This window comes from Gottschalkiaceae bacterium SANA, from assembly GCA_036323355.1.
Classification (GTDB): domain Bacteria; phylum Bacillota; class Clostridia; order Tissierellales; family GPF-1; genus GPF-1.
The window spans coordinates 2,013,519-2,035,749 of the sequence record AP028876.1; the positions used below are offsets into that span (position 1 = coordinate 2,013,519).

The 22,231-nt window shown below is 42.8% G+C and carries 20 protein-coding genes and 1 other annotated feature; of the genes, 2 read left to right on the plus strand and 18 right to left on the minus strand.

All coding sequences use genetic code 11. The features are described from left to right. Positions 1-16: 16 nt before the first annotated feature. Positions 17-184: a binding site (T-box leader), on the minus strand. From hemZ to ruvA, 16 genes are all read right to left on the minus strand, one after another. Further along, complete coding sequence (gene hemZ / locus AC25CA_RS09640; protein WP_486813622.1) at positions 159-1,649, minus strand: coproporphyrinogen dehydrogenase HemZ; 1,491 nt, start codon at positions 1,647-1,649, stop codon at positions 159-161. Its footprint overlaps the feature before it by 26 nt. Continuing rightward, positions 1,646-2,272, minus strand: coding sequence for an MBL fold metallo-hydrolase (locus AC25CA_RS09645; protein ID WP_486813623.1), 627 nt, complete (start codon positions 2,270-2,272; stop codon positions 1,646-1,648). Before AC25CA_RS09645 ends, hemZ begins: the two co-directional genes overlap by 4 nt. A gap of 1 nt (position 2,273) precedes the next feature. After that, positions 2,274-2,723: a D-aminoacyl-tRNA deacylase gene (gene dtd, locus AC25CA_RS09650; protein ID WP_486813624.1), complete on the minus strand. Its 450-nt coding sequence runs from the start codon at positions 2,721-2,723 to the stop codon at positions 2,274-2,276. An 8-nt stretch (positions 2,724-2,731) separates the two neighbouring features. After that, positions 2,732-4,903: a RelA/SpoT family protein gene (locus AC25CA_RS09655; RefSeq protein ID WP_486813625.1), complete on the minus strand. Its 2,172-nt coding sequence runs from the start codon at positions 4,901-4,903 to the stop codon at positions 2,732-2,734. Between the two features lie 15 nt (positions 4,904-4,918). After that, the gene (locus tag AC25CA_RS09660) at positions 4,919-5,440 is read right to left on the minus strand and encodes an adenine phosphoribosyltransferase (protein ID WP_486813626.1); all 522 of its coding nucleotides are present in this window, start codon (positions 5,438-5,440) and stop codon (positions 4,919-4,921) included. Between the two features lie 9 nt (positions 5,441-5,449). Next, positions 5,450-7,786: a single-stranded-DNA-specific exonuclease RecJ gene (recJ, locus tag AC25CA_RS09665; RefSeq protein WP_486813627.1), complete on the minus strand. Its 2,337-nt coding sequence runs from the start codon at positions 7,784-7,786 to the stop codon at positions 5,450-5,452. Between the two features lie 49 nt (positions 7,787-7,835). Continuing rightward, the gene (gene secF / locus AC25CA_RS09670; protein ID WP_486813628.1) at positions 7,836-8,735 is read right to left on the minus strand and encodes a protein translocase subunit SecF; all 900 of its coding nucleotides are present in this window, start codon (positions 8,733-8,735) and stop codon (positions 7,836-7,838) included. 13 nt (positions 8,736-8,748) lie between these two features. Further along, on the minus strand, positions 8,749-10,095 hold the full coding sequence (gene secD, locus AC25CA_RS09675) for a protein translocase subunit SecD (RefSeq protein ID WP_486813629.1): 1,347 nt from the start codon (positions 10,093-10,095) through the stop codon (positions 8,749-8,751). A 48-nt stretch (positions 10,096-10,143) separates the two neighbouring features. Then, a complete protein-coding gene (locus AC25CA_RS09680) occupies positions 10,144-10,653 on the minus strand; it encodes a gamma carbonic anhydrase family protein (RefSeq protein ID WP_486813630.1) in 510 nt (169 codons plus the stop codon). Beyond that, on the minus strand, positions 10,646-12,046 hold the full coding sequence (scfB, locus tag AC25CA_RS09685; protein WP_486813631.1) for a thioether cross-link-forming SCIFF peptide maturase: 1,401 nt from the start codon (positions 12,044-12,046) through the stop codon (positions 10,646-10,648). The genes AC25CA_RS09680 and scfB overlap by 8 nt, the downstream gene beginning before the upstream one ends. 59 nt (positions 12,047-12,105) lie before the next feature. Then, positions 12,106-12,246 carry a six-cysteine ranthipeptide SCIFF gene (scfA, locus tag AC25CA_RS09690; protein WP_486813632.1) on the minus strand — a complete coding sequence of 47 codons (141 nt, stop codon included), beginning with the start codon at positions 12,244-12,246 and terminating at the stop codon, positions 12,106-12,108. A gap of 93 nt (positions 12,247-12,339) precedes the next feature. Then, positions 12,340-12,621, minus strand: a complete 282-nt coding sequence (gene yajC, locus AC25CA_RS09695; protein WP_486813633.1) for a preprotein translocase subunit YajC — start codon at positions 12,619-12,621, stop codon at positions 12,340-12,342. A gap of 30 nt (positions 12,622-12,651) precedes the next feature. Then, complete coding sequence (tgt, locus tag AC25CA_RS09700) at positions 12,652-13,773, minus strand: tRNA guanosine(34) transglycosylase Tgt (RefSeq protein ID WP_486813634.1); 1,122 nt, start codon at positions 13,771-13,773, stop codon at positions 12,652-12,654. Beyond that, on the minus strand, positions 13,763-14,827 hold the full coding sequence (queA, locus tag AC25CA_RS09705; protein ID WP_486813635.1) for a tRNA preQ1(34) S-adenosylmethionine ribosyltransferase-isomerase QueA: 1,065 nt from the start codon (positions 14,825-14,827) through the stop codon (positions 13,763-13,765). The genes tgt and queA overlap by 11 nt, the downstream gene beginning before the upstream one ends. Positions 14,828-14,859: 32 nt before the next feature. Then, the gene (gene ruvB, locus AC25CA_RS09710) at positions 14,860-15,891 is read right to left on the minus strand and encodes a Holliday junction branch migration DNA helicase RuvB (protein WP_486813636.1); all 1,032 of its coding nucleotides are present in this window, start codon (positions 15,889-15,891) and stop codon (positions 14,860-14,862) included. A gap of 9 nt (positions 15,892-15,900) precedes the next feature. After that, a complete protein-coding gene (gene ruvA, locus AC25CA_RS09715; protein WP_486813637.1) occupies positions 15,901-16,488 on the minus strand; it encodes a Holliday junction branch migration protein RuvA in 588 nt (195 codons plus the stop codon). Positions 16,489-16,610: 122 nt separating this feature from the next. Between ruvA and AC25CA_RS09720 the strand changes: the two genes are divergently transcribed. After that, on the plus strand, positions 16,611-16,994 hold the full coding sequence (locus AC25CA_RS09720; RefSeq protein WP_486813638.1) for a VOC family protein: 384 nt from the start codon (positions 16,611-16,613) through the stop codon (positions 16,992-16,994). Positions 16,995-17,028: 34 nt separating this feature from the next. Here AC25CA_RS09720 and AC25CA_RS09725 read toward each other — a convergent pair whose 3' ends face one another. Together AC25CA_RS09725 and AC25CA_RS09730 are read right to left on the minus strand one after the other, a co-directional pair. Beyond that, positions 17,029-17,769: a YebC/PmpR family DNA-binding transcriptional regulator gene (locus tag AC25CA_RS09725; RefSeq protein ID WP_486813639.1), complete on the minus strand. Its 741-nt coding sequence runs from the start codon at positions 17,767-17,769 to the stop codon at positions 17,029-17,031. A 59-nt stretch (positions 17,770-17,828) separates the two neighbouring features. Continuing rightward, positions 17,829-18,515: a YigZ family protein gene (locus tag AC25CA_RS09730; RefSeq protein ID WP_486813640.1), complete on the minus strand. Its 687-nt coding sequence runs from the start codon at positions 18,513-18,515 to the stop codon at positions 17,829-17,831. A 339-nt stretch (positions 18,516-18,854) separates the two neighbouring features. Between AC25CA_RS09730 and AC25CA_RS09735 the strand changes: the two genes are divergently transcribed. Next, positions 18,855-22,226 carry a transglycosylase domain-containing protein gene (locus AC25CA_RS09735; protein WP_486813641.1) on the plus strand — a complete coding sequence of 1,124 codons (3,372 nt, stop codon included), beginning with the start codon at positions 18,855-18,857 and terminating at the stop codon, positions 22,224-22,226. Positions 22,227-22,231 lie beyond the last annotated feature (5 nt).

A 22,231-nucleotide genomic window follows, 5' to 3' on the forward strand; every position in this document is an offset into this window, starting at 1 on the left:
TCCCTACAGTTTACACTGTAGGGACGAGTTATTCACCCGTGGTGCCACCCTAGTTGGATTTCTCCCACTCGAAATGATACATAAGCTCAAAAGCGTCTTTCATTCAGTCTTACTATCGATTCTCACCACCATCGACTCTCTTTAAATAAGGATCTGACTTACTCATCTTCATCATTGCTATCTATGAACTTACCTGTATTTATATCATATTCACCAAACTTCGTCAATAAGCTCGCTTTCTTCTCCAACTTATCTTCCATATTTTTTAAATAATCCGGAATGCTCTTTGCATTTGGAACCCGCTTGATCTGATCGCTATAAACGAATTTACTGACTGCACCCACCCCGCATGCTGCGATGGTTTGCTGATCACTCATGATATAAATGTTATATAAATTCAAATGCTCGGGCTTTGTAAAACCCACATTTTCCAAATTTCCAACAATATTCTTCTGACGATACAAGTAATAGGGAACATACTTGTTTTTCTTAGCAAATTGATACAAAACTTGATCAGTTCCTGCCCAACCTTCTTCATGTTCATGTCGATAGGCTTTCTCGCCTAATGAAGACGCGCGTTTCACCGCCAAACTATGAACAGTAAGATGATCCGGTTGAAGCTTGCCGATTTCAAAAAGGGTTCTTTCTAACTCCTTTTTGTTCTCTCCTGGAAGACCCACAATCAGATCCATGTTAATTTCTTCAAAACCAAATTTCCGCGCTTTATAAAACACATCTACAACAGCCTTCGAATCATGACTTCTTCCGATGCGAACCAGCGTCTCATCGTTCATGGTTTGCGGGTTGATACTGATGCGGTTGATTTTTTCTGCCCTAAGCATCTTTAACATGGCATCGTCCAAAGTATCGGGCCGTCCCGCTTCAACCGTGAACTCAAGCTCCTCCGGAACAGAAAAATAGGACCGAATCAAACGAATCACCCGTCTCAATTCATCCACATGGAGTGCCGTCGGTGTTCCACCGCCAATATACACACTCGACAAGGTCCACTTTTCAAAAAGATTAGCCGTCTCCTGCAACTCGAGGTCCAACTTATCCAGATAAGGTGCCACCCATGATTCATGGTGATTTCGTGCATAGGAAGGAAATGAACAATAAGAACATCGTGTCGGGCAAAATGGAATGCCCACATACAAACTATATGAATTTGCTTTTACTGCTTCTAGAAATGGACGTTCGATGGCATCAACCTCGAAAATCACATCGATCTTTTCTTTCGAAACATAATGCACGTCTCGAAGATAGCTACGAATCTCCTCTTCATTTTTGCCCTTGTTACGTTCTTGCGCAATCATCTTTGTCGGTCGAATGCCTGTTAAAAGTCCCCAGGGTAATTCGTGTCCACAAAAGTCTCGTGCGGTTCGATACACCAACTGTCGCTGGATGAGCTTAAATTCTCGCGAAGAAAATTCCGATTTCAAAGCAATTGATGCCTGCTGCCGCTTGACGCCATCAAAAATCACCATATTCAAGTTTTCTATCCGATCATCAAACCAAAGGGCAGCAAAAAAGCCCTGACAACTTTCCAGGACTTCAAAAGGCACCCGATCGAATTCTTCTCGGAAAAACGCACGGAAAATTTCATACGCCCCATGAGAGACCAGTCTTTCATCTACATAAAATTTCATCTTTTCCCCTCAAGGTACGGATTCACTCGTCGCTCATACTCCATACTCGTTTGTGGCCCATGACCAGGATAAACAAAAAAATCTTCCGTCCATTGCGAAAACATACGATTTAGACTATCTGTTAAAATCACCATAGACCCTGTTGGCAAGTCTGTACGACCCACACTTTCTTTAAAGAGGGTATCACCACTAAATATGACTTGTCCGAATCGATAACAAACAGATCCAGCTGTGTGCCCCGGAGTCTCCATGACTTCGAAATGAAATTTTCCAATGTTTTGTTCCATGGAATCCGATAGAGCTAATACTTCAGTATAAACAACTTCTTCTCCATAGATTTCTTCCGACAAATTAATTGTAGGATCTTCGAAAGCCACAAGAGCATTTTTGTGGGCATACCATGGAAATTTCAAACTCCATGCTGGTGCTGATTGTGGAAAGTGATCGCCGTGGGCATGAGTGAATAAGGAAGCAAGAATCGTAAGTTTCTCAGCTTCCAACCAAGCATGAATACCAGTTAAATCGCCGGTTAAATCAATAAATATTCCTTCTTGGCTTTCCGTATCATAAAGACAATAGGTATTTGTCATATAAGGCGGTGCCGTAAATCGTTTCAACTTCATATTAAAACCCCTTTTTGCTATCCAATAACAGGGTTACAGGGCCATCATTGACACTGGAAACCTTCATGTCGGCTCCAAATTCTCCCCTCGCAACCACGATACCGCGTTCCTTCAACAAAGCAATCAATTCCTCATATAAAGGCCTTGCTTGCTTGGGCCTTGCAGCTTGAATAAAACTAGGACGTCTGCCCTTTCGCACATCGCCATACAGGGTGAACTGTGAAACCAACAAGATTTCGCCCTTTTCATCCAAGAGTGAACGATTCATTTTCTCATCCTCATCTTCAAAGATACGAAGATGAGAAATCTTATCCGCCATGTACCCCAGATCTGAACTTTCATCATCATGGCTTATCCCCAAATAAATCAATAAACCCTTTTCGATTTTCCCGATGCATTTTTGATTCACTTCAACCGAAGCGCTTTTCACCCTCTGCACAACCGCTCTCATGATTCCTCCTATGTCGTCATTCTATATACATCAATCACTTCAGAAAGAGACTTGATTCGTTTCATCATTTTATCCAATTGCTTCACGTCCTTGATCTCGACCGTCATGTTGATAATGGCAACCCCTTCCTTATTCGTCTTTGCATTCAAAGACGAAACCGTAAGTTCCACCTCGGAGATCACCTGGGTAATTTGGCTGAGCAATCCCGCTTTATCACTTGCAACAACTTGAATTTGTGCCGCATAAGAAGCTTGTTCTCCATGATCCCACTCAACGTCAATAAATCGAGTATCTTTGCTGAGGTCTTGAAGGTTGGGACAATCCATTCGATGAACAGAAACCCCACGTCCTCTTGTAATATAGCCGACAATTTCATCGCCAGGAACTGGGTTGCAACATTTTGAAAATCGAACTTTAATATTGTCAACGCCCTTGACGCGAATCCCTTGGGTGTTTTGTTTTCTCGGTCGTGATGGCGGCGCTGAAAATGACACTTCCTCAATACTTGTTTCAGGCTGTTTCTTGTTCGTAAGTTCCTCGTGGAATTGAATCAAAATTCTAACGATCTGGGTTGCAGTTATGGCACCCGAACCCGTACCAACAGCCAAATATAACTCATCAATCTTCGAGAATTTATGTTTTTTCAAGATTTGATCCATCCACTCATCTTTCAAAAGTGTTGTCATGCGGTAGCCTTCTCGCTTGACTTCCCGCTCAATCTTGTCTTTTCCAATAATAATGTTTTGATCTCTGTCAATTCGCTTGAAGTATTGGCGAATTTTATTTTTCGCATGACTACTTGCGGCTATTTTCAGCCAGTCCCTGCTCGGGCCGTTGCTATTTGAAGAGGTCAAAATTTTAATAATATTGCCATTTTTCAATTTATAATCTAAGGGAACAATCCGCCCGTCCACAATCGCACCGGTACACTTATCTCCCACTGCGGAATGTACACGATAAGCAAAATCAACCGGAGTCGAACCAGCCGGTAGATTAATGACATCTCCATTCGGTGTAAAAACAAAAACCTCATTTCGGAATAAATCCAATTTTAAGGAATCCATAAATTCTTTAGAGTCATCAGAATCCTCTTGCAGTTCGATCATCTGACGAACCCAAGTCAGTTTTTCGCCCAACTCGCTTTTTCCTTGCACGCCCTCTTTGTACTTCCAATGAGCTGCGATCCCATACTCTGCAGTATAGTGCATTTCTTCGGTTCGAATTTGAATTTCAAAAATTTCTCCACTCGGTCCAATTACCGTAGTATGAAGAGATTGATAAAAATTGGGTTTCGGCATGGCAATATAATCTTTAAAGCGTCCCGGCAATGGCTTCCAAAGAGTATGAACAATGCCTAAAACCCCATAACAATCCTTTACCGTCTTTACGATCACTCGCAGCGCCATAAGATCAAAAATCTCTTCAAAAGATTTATGCTGATAGACCATTTTCTTATAAATGCTGTAAAAATGCTTGGGTCTGCCTTTAATGGCATATTCCACGCTTGTTTCATCCAATTTTTCTCGCAGTTGCGAGACAATCTTTTCAATATACGCTTCTCGAGAAGCCTTATTCATGGAGATTTTTTCACGCAAGTCGTAGTATCCTTCTGGATCCAAATGCTTCAGCGCTAAATCTTCAAGTTCCGACTTAATTCGAAACATACCCAGCCGATTGGCGATCGGAGCATATATTTCCAAGGTTTCTGTTGCTTTTTCCTTCTTCTTCGCCTCCGACATATACTCAAGTGTTCGCATATTGTGGAGACGGTCATTTAGTTTAATAATGATGACACGAATATCCTTGGACATGGCAATAACCATCTTCCGAAGATTTTCCGCCTTCCGTTCTTCCTTCGTCTTATATTGAATTTTAGTCAATTTGGTTACGCCCTCAACAAGGTCTGCAACCTCCTGGCCAAAAATCTCTGCCAATTGCTCATAGCTTACATCGGTGTCTTCAATGATGTCATGCAAAATACCCGCGATAATCGTCGGTACATCCATGCTCAGTTCAACAAGGTTGTAAGCAACTTTCAGCGGGTGGATAATAAAATCTTCCCCAGAATTTCTTTTTTGTCCCTCATAGGCGTCTTTCGCCAAGAGATACGCTGATTCAATCAGCTTTTTTTCTTCAGAAGATGCAGTTTCCATTCGATCTAGCAATTGGCTTAATTCCATTTATCCTCACCCTCGTTACTCTGCGTCATAATGAATCAAACTATGCACCGGATATCCAGTCAATTCGCTGCGACCTTGAAGAAAATCAAGTTCCATCACAAAACAACATGCGACAATCTTCGCTCCAGCATTTTCTACCATTTTAACCATGGCCTTGGTTGTTCCTCCGGTTGCTAGCAAATCATCCAATATTAATACACGCTGTCCAGGAAGAATTGAATCCTTTTGCATTTCAAGACGATCTGTTCCATATTCTAGTTCGTACTCAATGGATACAACTTCTCCAGGTAATTTTCCTGGCTTTCGTACAGGAACAAAGGGCTTTTCTTTAAGATATGCAACGGGCATACCCACTAAAAATCCACGGGCTTCAGGTCCAATAATTACATCATAATCATCTGGTGAAACAATTGCGGCTAATTGATCGATACAATCCTTCAAGGCCTTGGGATCACCAAAAATACCAAAAACATCTTTAAAACCAATTCCTGGTTTTGGAAAATCTGGAATCTCACGTACATATTCTTTTAAGTTCATTATTTCCTCCTAAAATTCTTTTATGATTTGCTGTGATTTTTGAATCAAGGGATGTTTCGATAAGTCAATCTTTTTTTGATTTCGAGATCGAGTCACACGATCCCCTTTTTGCTCAAGAAAACCTACATCCATAAAAATCCACATTGCAAACAAACAGGCTTCCAATTCATAAAGCGATTCCGCTCTCATCATGCGATACAGATCCTTTTTCTTAATCCCATCCGGTCCCATTTCGTCTAAAAACCATCGATAAATCAAACGAAGGCTTTCAATACCAGGTACCCAATCCAATTGAATACGCGCATCTTGGTTTGAATCTCTCGATAGCCAAACACATTGATCCCAAAGATCTCTTGAGCAGCGTTCATTCGGCAGATAGGTAAATATCAAACCTTTGTCTTGGACATCCGGTTCTCCAAAACGAAATGCATGGTCCAGCCATCCCTCTCTTCCGCGAAGGCGAATCTTCTCTTTCATCTGCAACCAGTTTTCAAATGAATCCATACCCACAAGACATCGACTACCATCGATTTCTGCCGTATCTGGAATCATTGTCATTAACCATATTATTTTATCATATTTTGTCGAATTTTGAAATTGTAAAATATATTGCACAATGGCTTCTTGCGCACGTTCAAAATCATTAACCATGTCTCGATCAGCTGAAATCAAGGTTTTCGTTTGAAGCTGAATCGTTTCTCGTCCTCGAAATCGATTGACTCCAACCGTCGCTACCATGTCGATGCATTCTCCCATATGAAGTTGTTCGACATATCCTGCTTGATTGAAACCAACAAATGCCAAAGTCTCTGAAGATCCTGTATGAATTTGACCAGAAAGATGTTCCTTGCCCTTTCCAATCGCACGAAGATTCACCAGTTCAACCTTGGGTAAATATGCAACCGGTCTTGGATTTCCAAAGCCAAAGGGTGACATTTGATCCAGGGTTTCCACCAAAGAAGAATTTACCTGATCCGGTTCAATTTTGAAATCCAACTTGATTTCAGGTCGAAAATCAATCGCTGACAATTGCTTGTTGGCATATGCATTCAAACGTTCCCTTAGATCCCCTATGGAAGCTACGGGCAAAGACAAGCCCGCTGCCTGGGCATGGCCACCAAATCGCAGAAGTAGTTTTTCCTGCTCTTGCAAAGCGATAAACACATTGAGTCCAGATATGCTTCTGGCAGACCCCTTGGCGATTCCATCCTCTCCACGTGAAAAAACGATGGTTGGCCGATAATACCGTTCCACCAATCGGGAGGCAACGATCCCAATCACACCTTCATTCCACCCTTGTCCATCCACAACCAGAAAACTCGGCAATTTTTCTTGCGCCTGCTTTTCAACCTGAGCAACAGCCTCTTCTAAAATTTCTTTCTCTAAACGCTTTCGCTCTTCATTCAGTCCGCTTAAGACACCAGCAGCTGCCTCTGCTTGGTCAATCTCATCTGTCGTTAACAGTTGAATGGCCAATTCAGCATTTTCAAGTCTACCCACGGCGTTCAGCCGCGGAGCAATCTGAAAACCAAGGTGACCGGCGTTGAGTTCCCCTGGTACAATTTGACACTCCTTCAGCAGTGCTTGAAATCCAGCGATCTCATTTTTTTCCATCAGAGGAATCCCCAACTTAACAATCACGCGATTTTCTCCAACCAATTTCACCACATCGGCTACGGTGGCCAAAGCGGCAAATGGCAGATAGCGTTGAAGATTCATCTCTTGATTCTGTGCTTTCGAAAAAGCCTCGATCCATTTAAAAGCGACGCCCGCTCCACAAAGATTTTTATTGGGATACAAACAAGCTGGCTGATGAGGATTCACAATGGCATTGGCATTAGGCAGAATCGGAGGACACTGATGATGATCCGTTACAATGACATCCATACCAAGTAAACGCGCAAGGCCTATCTCCTCAACAGAAGTGATCCCACAATCCACCGTGATCAATAAATCAATCCCAGATTCAGCCAATTGTTGAATCGCCTGTGCATTTAATCCATATCCTTCTTCATGACGACTGGGAATATAGTGTTGAACCGCGTAACCAGAATCCGTAAAAAACCGTGTCATAAGCGAAGTGGAAACCATGCCATCTACATCATAATCTCCATAGATGCAAATGGTGTCTCCTCTTTCCAATGCCAATTTAACAAGATCAACTGCTTCTTTCATCCCTTTCAATAAAAAGGGATCAAGAAGGTCTTCCACCTTAGGCGACAAAAAAGCTTCTACTTCATGATCGTCACGAATGCCACGTTGCCATAAAATGCGTGTCAAAAGATCCCTTTTCCCTGTAGGAAGATCAAGCGGATCTTGGAGCTTCAAAATTGGATTTTCAATCATTGATCAATTCCTCCCAATAAAGAAGGCACGTGCAAGCACGCGCCTTTTCTTAAGCATTTTTTCCTGAGTACGATCTTTGCTGATGCTTGTCTCGAATCATCATCTCATACCAAGCTGGGCTTGCAATAAAGATTGATGAATAGGTTCCCACCATAACACCTACGAGTAATGGAAGTGCAAATTCTCGAATGGCTGTCACACCGAAGATGTACAAGCATAGAATCGCAACCAAGGTCGTTATCGATGTATTGATGGTTCGTGTCATCGTCTGGCCGATACTCGAGTCAATTAATGTTTCGTATTCTCCACGCTTCATCGATTTGCGATTTTCACGCACTCGATCAAACAAGACGATCGTATCATTGATTGAATACCCGACAATCGTTAAAATCGCAGCTACAAATGAGCTGTTAACCTGTAGTCGGAAAATCGAATAGACACTCAATGCGATCAAAACATCATGGATTAATGCCGCTACTGCCGCCACGCCAAATCTAAATTCAAATCGCACGGTGATATACAAGAGCATTAATAGCGTTGCAATACCGATTGAAAGATAGGCATTTCTTCGAATTTCTTCCCCAACGGAAGGTCCAAATTTCTCAGATTTGATAAAAGCATCATCCGGTAAGTTATATTTTGCTTGGAATTCTTTAAAAACCGCCGTTCTCTGTTCCGGCGTTAAGTTCGTCTGTGTTTTGATCATGACCTCTTGATTGACATCACCTGCATGAACCACCTCGGCTTCCGTATCAAAAGCATCGGTAATTACCCGAACATCATCAACACTCACTTCTTGCCCCAAACTGATCTGAAGCAGGGTTCCACCAGTAAAATCAATTCCATAATTCAAGCCATTGATCATTCCCATCACAAGTCCAGCAATGATTACCAGGCTAGAAAGGATGTAAAATGTTTTTCTTCTTTTAATAATTTGAATCTTCATCATTCTTCCTCCCCGTCTACTTCACGCCAAATGCTGTCTTGGAATTGAATAGTTTTGTATCGATTACAAGATTCAAGACAAAACGTGTCAAGAATACCGCTGTAATCAATGACGCAATCAAACCAATAATCAAGGTTACTGCAAATCCTTTAATTGGACCCATACCAAAGGCGTACAAGACGACCCCGGCAATCAATGTTGTGATATTTGCATCCAACACAGTGCGCAAGGCTCGTTTGAATCCGCTGTCTACAGCAGACCGCGGCGTCTTTCCATTGCGAATTTCTTCGCGAATCCGTTCAAAGATTACAACATTCGCATCGACTGCCATACCGATAGATAAAATCATACCGGCAATTCCTGGAAGGGTTAATACCGCGCCAATCTTCGCCATGGTCCACAATACGATACAGATATAAACCAAAAGGTTCAAGTCTGCAACAAATCCTGGCACACGATAAACAATCAGCATAAACAAGAAAATAATCGCCATGCCGATCAAGGCCGCTTTTACACTTCTCTCCATGGATTCCAGACCCAAAGTCGGTCCAATTACCGAGGATTGAATCTCCACCAAGTCAACAGGTAAAGAACCCGCTTTGATTAGCATGGCAAGATTCGCTGCATCTTCTACAGTCGCAAATCCACCTTCGATAATGGCTTTACCATCATCAATCACCAATCCTGGCGGTACCTCTGGTGACGAAATCACGACACCATCTAACATAATAAACAAGGTACGTAAGTTTCGGTCTGCCCGCTGATTCAATTCACGCGTTGCTTCTTCAAAAGCTTGAGCGCCATCGTCGTTCAAACCTAAAGTCACAACAGGAGTCGATTGGCCAAGATCATTTTCATTAATGCCCGCTTCTGATTTGGTGACCTGATCACCAGTTATGGCAACCACACTATTTTCGCTGAAGTAAGCCTGTTGATCTTCTACCGACAAGGCTGCAAATTCTGTTAAATTCACATATGACGGCAGATAACGAAACTCAAGTTTCGCAGTCTGTCCAATCAGACTAATCGCTTCTTGTGTATTGTCCAGTCCTGGCAACTCCACTCGAATTCGATCTTCACCTTCAATTACAACAGTCGGCTCACTCACACCCAAACCATTTACCCGCTGTTCAATAATCAATTTTGCTTCGTTCATTTTCTGAGCCAATTCATCGCCTGTTGAGTCCGTTTGTGCTTCTAGCACCACATAAACCCCGCCGCTTAGGTCCAAACCCTGTTTGATTTGATCGCCTACCGGCAAGACGGAATTTTCGCCCAAAGTAAGGCCTTGTACACTAATCCCTGTTATTCCAAGGATAATAGCGATTACCAAAACCAGAATGGCTACTTTCTTTCCGTTCATGTCGTTACTCCTCCTTCTGCAATTCAGTCACTTATCGATTATAGCATATTATTCCACATTTTGATATGCCTCGCCAAGAGCTACATAGTCCGCAGCGTTCTTACTAATGCCAGCAATTTCATCCTCCGTCAGTTTTCTTATCACACGACCGGGAGATCCAACAACCAAGCTTCCCGATGGAATCCGTTTGTTTGGCGCAATCAGCGCACCCGCGCCAATTAATACATTGTCTTCAACAACAGCGCCATCCAATACAATTGCACCCATACCAATCAAAACGTTATTCCCGATTGTTGCACTATGAACAATGGCTAAATGGCCAATCGTTACATCATTGCCAATGATCACTGGCAGGCCGATCGATTGGTGCAAAACCGCATTATCCTGAACATTAGATCGCTCACCGATGACAATATCGTCTTCATCGCCACGCAAGACAGCTCCAGGCCAGATGGTGCAATTCGCCCCAATGACAACAGATCCCGTTACACGAGCACCGGGTGCGAGATAAACCGTGTCATGAATGACAGGTTTCTGCATCATCTTGTCCTTATTCATTACTTTCATCCCCCATGGCTAACGCTGCCTGAATCCCAATGGCGCATTCAACCCGTTTACGCTCCATCTCGCAGGCCACTGCAAATGGTTTTTTCAAATCATTGTTCGCGTAGTAGGCATGAGCATGACAACCACCTCCACAGAAATATCGTGCCCAGCAAGTTCGACAAGCTTCCTTAGTGAAAATATTGAGATCTGAAAAGCGTGCAGGGATCTCAGTTTTCACAATACCTGTATCCACTGTGCCCATCTTAAAATCATCTTCTCCGACAAATTGATGACATGGGAACAAGTCGCCTTCCGGACTAACGGCAACATACTCACTGCCGGCTCCGCAACCAATCATTTTTTTAATAATGCAAGGTCCTCGATCAAGATCCACATGAAAATGGAAGAAAGAAAATTTCTTTCCTGCTTTTCTCCACTCTACATACTTGGCCGCCAAACGATCATATTCCAGCATAATCTGTGGCAAATGTTCTTCTCTCAATGCATAATCGAATTTTGGATCAGAAACAACTGGTTCCATTGAGGTATGAACAAAGCCCATCTCGTGATAGAATTCCACGTCCTTAGAAAAATCTAGGTTGTGGGCGGTAAAGGTACCCCGCACATAATAATCCCGGTCTCCCCTTGCGGCAACAGAATGCTGGAATTTTGGCGCGATAACATCAAAACTTCCCTGATCATTGAGTGTTCGTCGCATGCGATCGTTCACTTCCGGTCTCCCGTCAAGGCTAAGAACCACATTGCTCATTTCCTTTTTCATATACTCATCGATCTCATCCGTCAACAATACACCGTTGGTTGTAATGGTAAATCGGAAATTCTTGTCGTATTCTTTCTCCAATTCACGGCCGTAGGTGACCAGTTCTTTAACAACCTCAAAGTTCATCAAGGGTTCACCGCCAAAGAAATCGACTTCCAAATTACGTCGATTTTGTGAATGATCCACCAAAAACTTCAAGGCTTTCTTTCCGACTTCCGCAGTCATCAAGGCCTTAGGCATCGAATAATCGCCGCCATCTGCAAAACAATACTTACAGCGTAAATTGCAGTCATGGGTAACGTGCAAACACATCGCCTTAATGGGAGAATTCTGATGGGTCAATCGTTTTCGATCAATAACAGCTTCTTGGCTGAAGAGGCGATCGTCCGCGATCAAAGCTTCAATCTCTTGAATTGCTTCTTCCAATTCTTCTTTTGAATATGAATCGAGATAAGATTCCATCAATTCCGACTTTGTCTTAAGCGTGTATTCCTGCACCAATTCAAATGCCAGTTTGTCAAACACATGAACAGCGCCTGAGGCGATATCCAAAACCAATTGATATCCCTGATTTTCAAAACAATGAATTTGATTCTGATTTCTTTGATTACCTATTTTTTCCAAAAACTCATTCCTCTCTATGAACATGAAAAAAGTAGTGGCAAGCCACTACTTCATCGTTTCTATAGCTGTTCGCAAGTCTGATTACCGACCGTACATGATGTTTTACATGCTGATTGGCAAGAAGTTTGGCACTCGCCACATCCGCCGCTTGCAGCCGTCGCTTTTTGATTCGCTTTGTTTAAAGATCGAATATGTTTCATCTCCTAACCCCCTTTGCTCTACGATTGTGATTATATCATACTCACAGCATCCTGAAAAGAGAAAAACTCTCCGCAAAGTTGCGGAAAGTTCGTTTACGCATTCTCTTTTTCGTTTTTTGCAACAACACTGCCGACTGCCCACTTCGCTACAACAAATCGAGATTTGTCTGCACCGACCTGGATCGTAATTTGCTCGTCTTTAATTGCAGTAACGGTTCCGTAAATGCCACCAATTGTAATAACTTGATCGCCATTACTAATTCCATCACGCATGCGTTGTGTTTCTTTCTGCTTTTTTTGTTGCGGGCGAATCAGCATGAAGTAAAACAACACCAACATTAAAAGTATTGGTCCCAATTGATAAATCAAATCCATCTTAACCCCTCCTTATGTCTACTTAGGTTATTATAACTCATAGCCATACTTTTTGTAAAATGTTTCTCTAAATGCCAACAATTCATCATTCCGAATTGCCTCTCGGACATTCTCCATCAATTTCAATAAGAAGTGAAGATTGTGAATCGTAGCCAATCGAGCACCAAGAATTTCCTTTTCGCGGAATAAATGACGCAGATACGCTTTTGAATAATTTCTGCAGCAATAGCAATCGCACTCTGGATCAACCGGAGTAAAATCCCTCTGATGTTTGGCGTTCTTAATGGCAACACGACCCCGAGACGTCATAAATGTTCCATTTCGAGCAATCCGAGTAGGCAATACGCAATCAGCCATATCAATTCCACGCATAACCGATTCAATCAAGTAATCAGGCGTGCCAACGCCCATATTGTAACGGGGCTTGTCTTTCGGCAAAAATGGCACGGTGAAATCCAGCATGTCATACATCATTTCCGCCGGTTCACCTACACTCAATCCGCCAATGGCATAGCCTGGAAAACCCAAGGCAACCAGTTCCTTGGCACTTTGTTCACGTAGATCCTTGTACATGCCGCCTTGAACAATACCAAACAAGGCTTGATTGGGATTGTCATGGGCTTCTATACAGCGTTTGGCCCACCTGGTCGTTCGCTCCATGGATTTTTTTACATAATCATGGTCTGCAGGATAAGGGGCGCATTCATCAAATACCATGGCAATATCAGAACCGAGGGCATTTTGAATCTCAATTGATTTCTCAGGTGAAATAAAATGCCGACTTCCATCGATATGGGACTGAAAATTCACACCTTCCTCTGTAATCTTTCGAAGATCACCTAAACTGAAAACTTGAAATCCACCACTGTCGGTTAAAATTGGACCATCCCAATTCATAAATTTATGAAGCCCGCCAGCCTCTTTAACCAAATCATGGCCCGGTCGTAAATACAAATGATAGGTGTTACTCAAAATAATCTGTGAACCGATTTCTTTCAATTCTTCCGGAGTCATGGTTTTTACCGTCGCTTTGGTTCCAACCGGCATAAAAATCGGTGTTTCAATTACACCATGCGGCGTATGCAATTTCCCCAAACGCGCCTTGGTATCTTTTTCTTCCTTAATTAATTCAAAACGAATGCTACTGTCCATCTTGATTCCTCTTCTTTCCTGTGATCAACATCGCATCTCCAAAACTGAAAAAGCGATATCGTTCCTCTACCGCAGTTTGATACGCGGCCAAAACACGTTCTCTTCCTACCATTGCACTGACCAGCATCAAAAGCGTGCTTTCCGGCAAGTGAAAGTTTGTAATCAAGGCATCAACAAGGCGAACCTCTTTGCCCGGATAGATAAAGATACTCGTCCATCCACTTCCCGCCGCTACCCGTCCCTGGTCGTCGACAACGGATTCTAGGGTTCTTGTGCTGGTCGTTCCCACGGCAATTATGCGATGTCCTGCATCCTTTGTTTCATTGATCAAGCGAGCATTTTCTTCATCCAATCGATAAAACTCAGCATGCATCTCATGATCCAAGATATTATCTTCTTTCACGGGACGAAAGGTCCCAAGTCCCACGTGAAGGGTTAAAAAGGCAATTTTTACGCCCTTTTCTCGGATTTGATCCATCAAATTTTCCGTAAAATGAAGACCTGCTGTTGGTGCGGCAGCCGATCCCTTTTCCTTCGAATATACGGTTTGATAGCGTTCTTGATTTTCCAAACGCTCCGTAATATATGGGGGCAAAGGCATCTCTCCCAGGGAATCTAAGATTTCTTCAAAGATACCCTCGTATTCAAAACGAATCATGCGAGCACCTTGTTCCCCCAAGCCTTCCACCACGGCCTGCAATCGTCCATCTCCAAATTCAATACGCTGTCCGACTCTGGCGTTTCGTCCTGGTTTGACAAGGGTTTCCCAACAGTCTCCCTCTTCTTGTTTCAATAAGAGCAATTCGACCTTGCCGCCGCTGCCTACCTTTCGGCCAAATAGCCTTGCAGGCAAGACCCGTGTATTATTTAAGACCAAGCAATCTCCCGGCTCCAAATAATCAAGAATTTGATCGAACCGTCGATGGTCAACACCGGATTTTTCCGGGTCTACGACCATTAAGCGAGAATGCGTTCTCTCGGTCAATGGGGTTTGTGCAATTAATTCTTTGGGTAGATCAAAATCATAATCTGAACGCTTTAATCCTTTATTCATATCCTCATCCTTTTATCGTCTTCTGCAAATATTTATTTTAACATTGATATCAGGTCGGAATCAAGCACTTCTCCAAAATATTTTCTTCCCTTGACGGTTACAACCCTGCCGCGAGGGGTCCGTTGTAAAAGACCAATCTGCAAAAGATAGGGTTCTACAACGTCTTCAATTGTAGAAGAATCTTCACCGATTGAAGCTGCAAGGGTATCCAAACCAACGGGTCCGCCTGCAAAATCCTGTAAAATTGTATGAAGCAAGCGAATATCTACATGATCGAGTCCCATAGCATCCACTTCCATCAATTCCAAGGCCTTGGCAGCAATACCGTCGGTAATGGCTCCCTGATGAACCACCTGTGCATAATCGCGAACCCGTTTCAACAAACGGTTGGCAATTCGAGGTGTTCCCCTAGACCTTCGCGCAATTTGAACGGCACCCTTAACATCAATCTCCACATCTAAAATATCTGCAGATCGCGTCACAATGATCGCCAACTCCTCGGGGGAGTAAAAATCCAATTTACAAATCATGCCGAATCGATCTCGAAGAGGTGAACTCAATAAACCCGCACGCGTCGTTGCGCCGACCAGGGTGAAATTGTTCAAATCCAACCGAATGGAACGAGAACTGGGACCCTTACCCACAATAATATCAATGGCATGATCTTCCATGGCTGGGTATAGTACCTCTTCAACCACACGATTCAAACGATGAATCTCATCAATAAACAAGACATCGCCTTCTTCGAGGGTCGTTAAAATAGCAGCCAGATCACCCGGTCTTTCGATTGCAGGACCCGATGTAATCTTCAGCTGCACATCCATTTCATGGGCAATGATGCTCGCAAGGGTTGTTTTCCCAAGACCAGGAGGACCATAAAAAAGCACATGATCCAAGGATTCACTTCTCGCTTTTGCCGCATCGATAAAAATACGCAATTGGCTTTTAATCTTGTCCTGCCCAATATATTCCTCCATCCGCAACGGGCGAAGGCTTTTCTCGATGGGACGATCTTCCGATCGCTTATTTTGTGTTGTAATCCGACTGTTGATCAATCCGTCCATCTCATCCTCCTATCGAACCAGATTCCGAAGCGCAGCGCGAATCAATTGGCTCGCCGTACTTTCTTCTGTCATTTTTTCTATGCTGTTCAAAGCATGTAAGGCTTCCGTTCTCGAGTAGCCAAGTGCCATCAAGCCCTCGGTAGCTTCTGTGATTGCTGGAATTTCCATGGATGTCTGGGCATTTCCAGTTGGAACCCATCCTTCAATTTTCCCTCTGAGATCAAAAATAATGCGTTCAGCTGTTTTCTTCCCAATCCCAGGACAAGATGACAACGCTTTGTCGTCCTCTGCCAAGATCGCTCCTTGAAGGGTATCCAAGGCTAGTCCCGTCATCAATCCCATGGCAGCCTTAGGCCCCACCTTTGAAACGCTCAGCAACAATCGATACATGGTTCTCTCTTCTCGACTTAAAAAGCCGACCAAATGAATTTGATCGTCTCGAATCTGTAACTCCGTATATAATTTTGCCTCTTCTCCAGTCTGCAGCAGATGCAAACTTGAACCAGCGCTATGCACAAGGATCCCCAATCCATCTCGATCAATGATCAATGCACCTTCTTGAATTTCTTCCACGCGGCCGATAATATAATCCAACATAACAGCACCTCCTTATTTTTCATTATAGCACAAACGTATGTTTGCATGCACATTGGCACCCGTTTATCTTTCTACCTTTCGGATAAATATATAATGAAGAAAAATTCAAAAAGGAGGACCCTATGAGTAAAGTTGTACACTTTGAAATTGAATCTAGCAATTTTGACGCATCGAAAGATTTTTATGCAGCATGTTTCGGTTGGACCTATGAAATCTATGAGCAATTGGACTATCATCAAATCGATACTGGAAAAGACGCTTCTGGCATCAACGGTGGCTTTATGCCTGCAAAAAGTTTTGATCAAAAAATCATCTTAACCATCAATGTAGAAGACCTTGATGAAAAACTCGTACAAATTGCCAATCATGGTGGAAGCATCATTATGCCTCCCCAAGAGATTCCTGGAGTTGGTCGTCTCGCCTACTTCAAGGATCCCCTTGATACCATTATGGGTTTAATGCAACCCCTCGTCTACAAGGAGGAGGATGCTATAGAGGAAGTCTAAAAAAAGCGCCCGAACTTCGGGCGCTTTGCTCTTGCTACTCTTCCTCTTCTGGCATATCCCAGTTGTGGTAGACATTTTGAATATCATCATTTTCTTCCATTGCATCGAGCATGCGATTCATATTCTTATAGGATTCTTCCGGTATAGCCGTTTGCATCTGTGGAATATACGTCAGTTCTGCTTTGATAAAAGAAATTTTTGCCGCCAACAAAGCGTCACGCACCGCTGAAAAATCGTTGGGATCGGTTATGATTTCAAAGAATTCATCCGTGGCTTCAAAGTCTTCCGCTCCGGCTTCCAAGGCTTGCATCATCATTTCATCTTCATCAATAGAAAACGCATCACGATCGATCAACAAAATCCCCTTGCGATCAAACATAAACGCTACAGAACCAGTCGTTCCCATATTGCCGCCATTTTTATCAAAATAATATTTAATATCAGCGACCGTACGCTTTTTATTGTCTGTCAAGCAATCTACGATCACAGCTACCCCATTGGGACCATATCCTTCGTAGCGAATCTCTTCATAATTCACGCCATCGGCACCGCCTGCGCCTTTTTGTATCGCGCGCTTGATATTGTCGTTTGGCATATTGGCCGCTTTCGCCATTTCAATCGCTGATTTTAATCCTGCGTTATATTCTGGATCAATACCGCCGTCTTTCGCCGCTACGGTCAACTGACGTGCGATTTTTGTAAACATCTTGCCACGCACCGCATCTTGTTTCCCCTTGCGATGCTTAATATTTGCCCATTTTGAATGTCCTGACATAAGTTCCTCCTTCAATTTCTACGAAAAAATTGTAACACATTTCTCTCTTTCTTTCAATTCTACCTACTTTCAACCCAATCTTCGCTTATTAGAAAGTCCTCACCGGCAACCTTGCCCTCTTTACACGCAACAAACCGTGGTCTAAGTGCATCTAAGACTTCTTTCCCCTGGGTAAAATTCAATAAGTATGCGTAAAGTGCTTCCCGGTTCTCCGTGCGTGTTGCCACTTCAACACTCACCCTGTCCATAAAATCTTGACTCACAATTTCATAGGGTCTGGTTTCCAACTCATTTTGGAGTTTTCCATATTTGGTATAATCAATGGAAAAATGATAGCCGTCCATTTGAACCTGTTCGATTAAAAGAGCTTCCTCAATGGCCAGCTGAGCACTATGGGTATAGGCGCGCACCAATCCGCCTGTTCCAAGTTTGGTCCCCCCGAAATATCGAACCACTGCAATGGCGATGTTTTTTATATTTCGCTGCTTCAACATGCTCAATATGGGAATTCCTGCTGTACCACTTGGCTCGCCATCATCGGAATACCGTTGACATTCATAATTGTCACCATATACATACACGGGAACGACATGGGTGGCTTGTTTATGCATAGAACGGATTTTCTCAATAAAGGCAGCCCCTTCTTCATCCGATTGGATGGGGTTGGCATAGCCAATAAAACGAGATTTTTTTTCAACAAATTCCACTTCTGCTTCCTGATAAATCGTCAAATAATTTGTTTTCATGGCCATCTCCTTATTCTTATTGTACGAATCTTTATCCATCCATGCAAATGAAAGTACGGATCCCCCCAATAAATAAATGTCATCAAGCGACGTCTCTCACCAAGCTATATTTCCAATTTCACGTCCATCGATCCTTATAATACGTCTCGTCCTCTTACAATTGCTTGCTTTTGCAATTCCAACTTTAACGAATATCAATTCACGTATTCCGCTATGTCAAACCCGCATTATTCCAAGCCTTTACTCATTGTGTTCACATAAAATTTTAATGCCTACAAAACGCTTATATGATATAATAACTAAAGATTTAAACGAACATTACCGACCTTGGAGGAGATTATGACGAATCAATCAAAGAAAAAAAAGAATGGGGAACGCCCATCACACTTATATGTAAAAATTCCTTTGAAAATCTTAAAATGGACCTTTCTATCCTTGATCCTTGTTTGCTTGCTTGGTGGCGCGGCAGCTTTAGGCTTGTTTTTTGCGTCCGTTAACACGGTACCTGCTGTTGATTTTTCATCTGGAACCCACTTGTTGGACAAGCATTCCGAGATTGTTGATCAAAACGGCCATCTGATCGAAAAGATCCAGACCGAACAATTTCGAACTATCGTGACTCTGGAAAACATCTCGCAACCTGCTCAAGACGCCTTTGTAGCCATCGAAGACAAGCGGTTCGAAGAACATAACGGAATCGACTTAAAACGGATTGTCGGTGCATTGGTTGCAGACATTAAAGCGGGTAAAGTTGTTCAAGGGGCGAGTACCATCACCCAGCAAACCGTGAAAAATTTGTACCTGCAAGAGTATGTAGTCAAAGACTATGGCACATTAAAAAACCTATTTAAAGACGTCGACCGAAAAATCAAAGAGGCTTATCTTGCAATTGAATTAGAAAAATACTACTCAAAAGATCAAATCCTTGAAGCCTATATGAATACCATCTATCTCGGCCAGGGGGCTTACGGCATTGAAGAAGCGGCTCAAACCTACTTTTCGAAGTCTGCATCCGACCTGACCGTTGCAGAAAGCGCCTTTATTGCCGGAATAACCAAAGGGACTGTAAAATATTCAGGCTATAAAACAGTTACACCAAAAAACTACGATCCATCAACCATGACTGCTGTCGGAGAAATTGAAATTCTCGGCACCTCTTATGTGGCTATTCTGAATCAAAATGCATTAGATCGTCAAAAAATTATACTAAATGAAATGAAAAACCAGGAACTTATTGATGCCAGTCAATATCAGCTTGCATTGGAAGAAGATATTGGACAAGCCATGCAGCCTGGTAATCGAAAGACCAATGAAGTGAATACCTCCTATTTCAACGACTACCTCATCGATGAAGTTATCGATGATCTGATAGAGGAATATGGCTACTCTCGTCAATATGCACAAAATCTGATCAATACCGGTGGCCTTCGCATTTATTCAACCATGGATGTGGAACTACAACGAAAGGTGGAAGATATTTATTCCAACTTCGACAAAGTCCTTTACGACTACCGAGAAAAGACCGATCGTAACGATATTCCATACATTGCCAATCGAGTTACTGATCAGGGTGATCTCTTGAATACACAGTTCGAAACCAGCTCAGAGCGGGCAGCTCGAGAAGAAGCGGGGCGTTCTGCAAAGAAGAGCAGTATTCTCTACTACTTCGTTGAATCAGAGTATGTATATAACGAAGAAATCAGACAAATCGAACAGCGATACAGCAACGAAAATTTCCTTTCGGCTGATCGTGAGTTGATCATTCCAGAAGACGAATATCGTTTTGACGAATCAGGAAATCTAGTTATCTCCAGCAATAGGATTAACTATCGAAATCTTGATATAACCAATTACTACACCTTCACCTATCCAATGTTGGATGAAATCAATCACCAATTATTAACAGGGATCCTTTCTTATGCAGATCTTGATCTGGAAAGAATCAACGATTCCTATCAAGACTACCGAAAGGATAGTGAGTCCGAAGTCATCGCTTATCCGCAATTTACGACCCATAGCCGTGGCTACATTCGAAAACTAGAGGATGACAGTTACAGGTCCAACAGTGATGATCAGTCTGTTACCATTTTCAAAACCTTTCTTACGGACAACTCGGATTTTTACACACTCCGTGAGTCCGGCGAGCTTTTGATATCACCAAGTTACCTCTACATCAATACAACTGGTGCAGTTCAACCCCAGGCATCTTCGGTCGTTATGGATTACCGCACAGGCTATGTCACAGCCTTAATGGGTGGTCGCGACTTGCAAGGTGCAAAAATATACAATCGTGCCATTGATGCCAGCCGACAACCCGGATCTTCCATTAAACCATTATCGGTTTATACACCGGCTCTGGACAGTGGCTTCACCGCATCCTCTATGGCGGAAGATATTCCCCACTATATCAATGATCTAAGCAGTGGTCCCTTGCCTGGTACTTCTGATCAATATTCAAAAATCATGTGGCCAAGCAACTGGTACGGACAAAGCAACACCAATAAAGGCGATGACTACAACGGCTATGTTACCCTTCGAGAGGCCGTAAAATGGTCCATGAACGTACCTGCCGTTTCCTTCCTGGAACAGATCGGTATCGATGCATCCATGGAATACCTGAAGAAATTTCATGTTATCGATACACGTTCTCCAAGCGAGGATACCTTTATACAGAAGTTTGAAAATCCATCTCAAAATGATGAAGGCTTAGCCCCTCTTGCCCTGGGTGGATTAACCGATGGCATCACCAATCTTTGCCTGACAGCAGCCTATGGCGCCATTGCAAATGAAGGTACCTACACGGAACCCATCGTTTACACAAAGGTACTAGATGCCAATGGTGAAGTAATTCTATCCAAACAACCCGAGAAAAATACAGTGGTTACTCCACAGGTTTCCTATATTATGACGGATATCTTAAACGATGTTGTCAATACAGGTACTGGTACAAGAGCGAGACTGACAGACGACAATAAAGGTATGCCTGTTGCCGGGAAAACTGGAACCACACAAAATAATGCTGATACCTGGTTTGTTGGCTATTCAGCATACTACGTCAGCGCATCATGGATTGGCAATGATGATCTTGGTCTTAAACTGGACTATAGCAGCAGTTTAGCAAAATATCTGTGGAAACCCATTATGACAGCAGCCCATGAGAACCTTGAACCCAAAGACTTCCCCATTCCAGAAGGCATCAAAGAAGTCTATGTCGACGGTGTTTCTGGAAAACTGCCAACCTCTTTAAGTGCGAGAGACCCCCGCGGATCTCAAGTTTATTTGGAGAAATTCATTTCCGGAACAGAGCCGACAACCTTTGATGATATTCATATCGAAGTTGTTATCGACCCCTATGCGTATTCAGACGTTTTAGTCGAAGCCGCTCTCGATGCAGCTGGAAATCCAATACCGGGTGCCCTTCAATACCGAACTCCGTATGAAGAGGCAACACCCTTGTGTCCTGCTGGTATTACAGAATCTCGCGTCTTCTTAAATCGCGATTACGATCCTGGTGATCATTTGGGCTTTATTCCAAAAGATTATATCTATCAAAAACCAAGCGAAAAATGTCACTTGCACAATCCATTGACGATGACTGGCTATTCTTATGATCTCTTTGGCAATGTGATTTATGAGACAACGCCGCCGGATGGAACTGAAATGCCAGATGAATCAGAATCGACAGAAGGAATTGATGACCAAAACAATTAACTAAG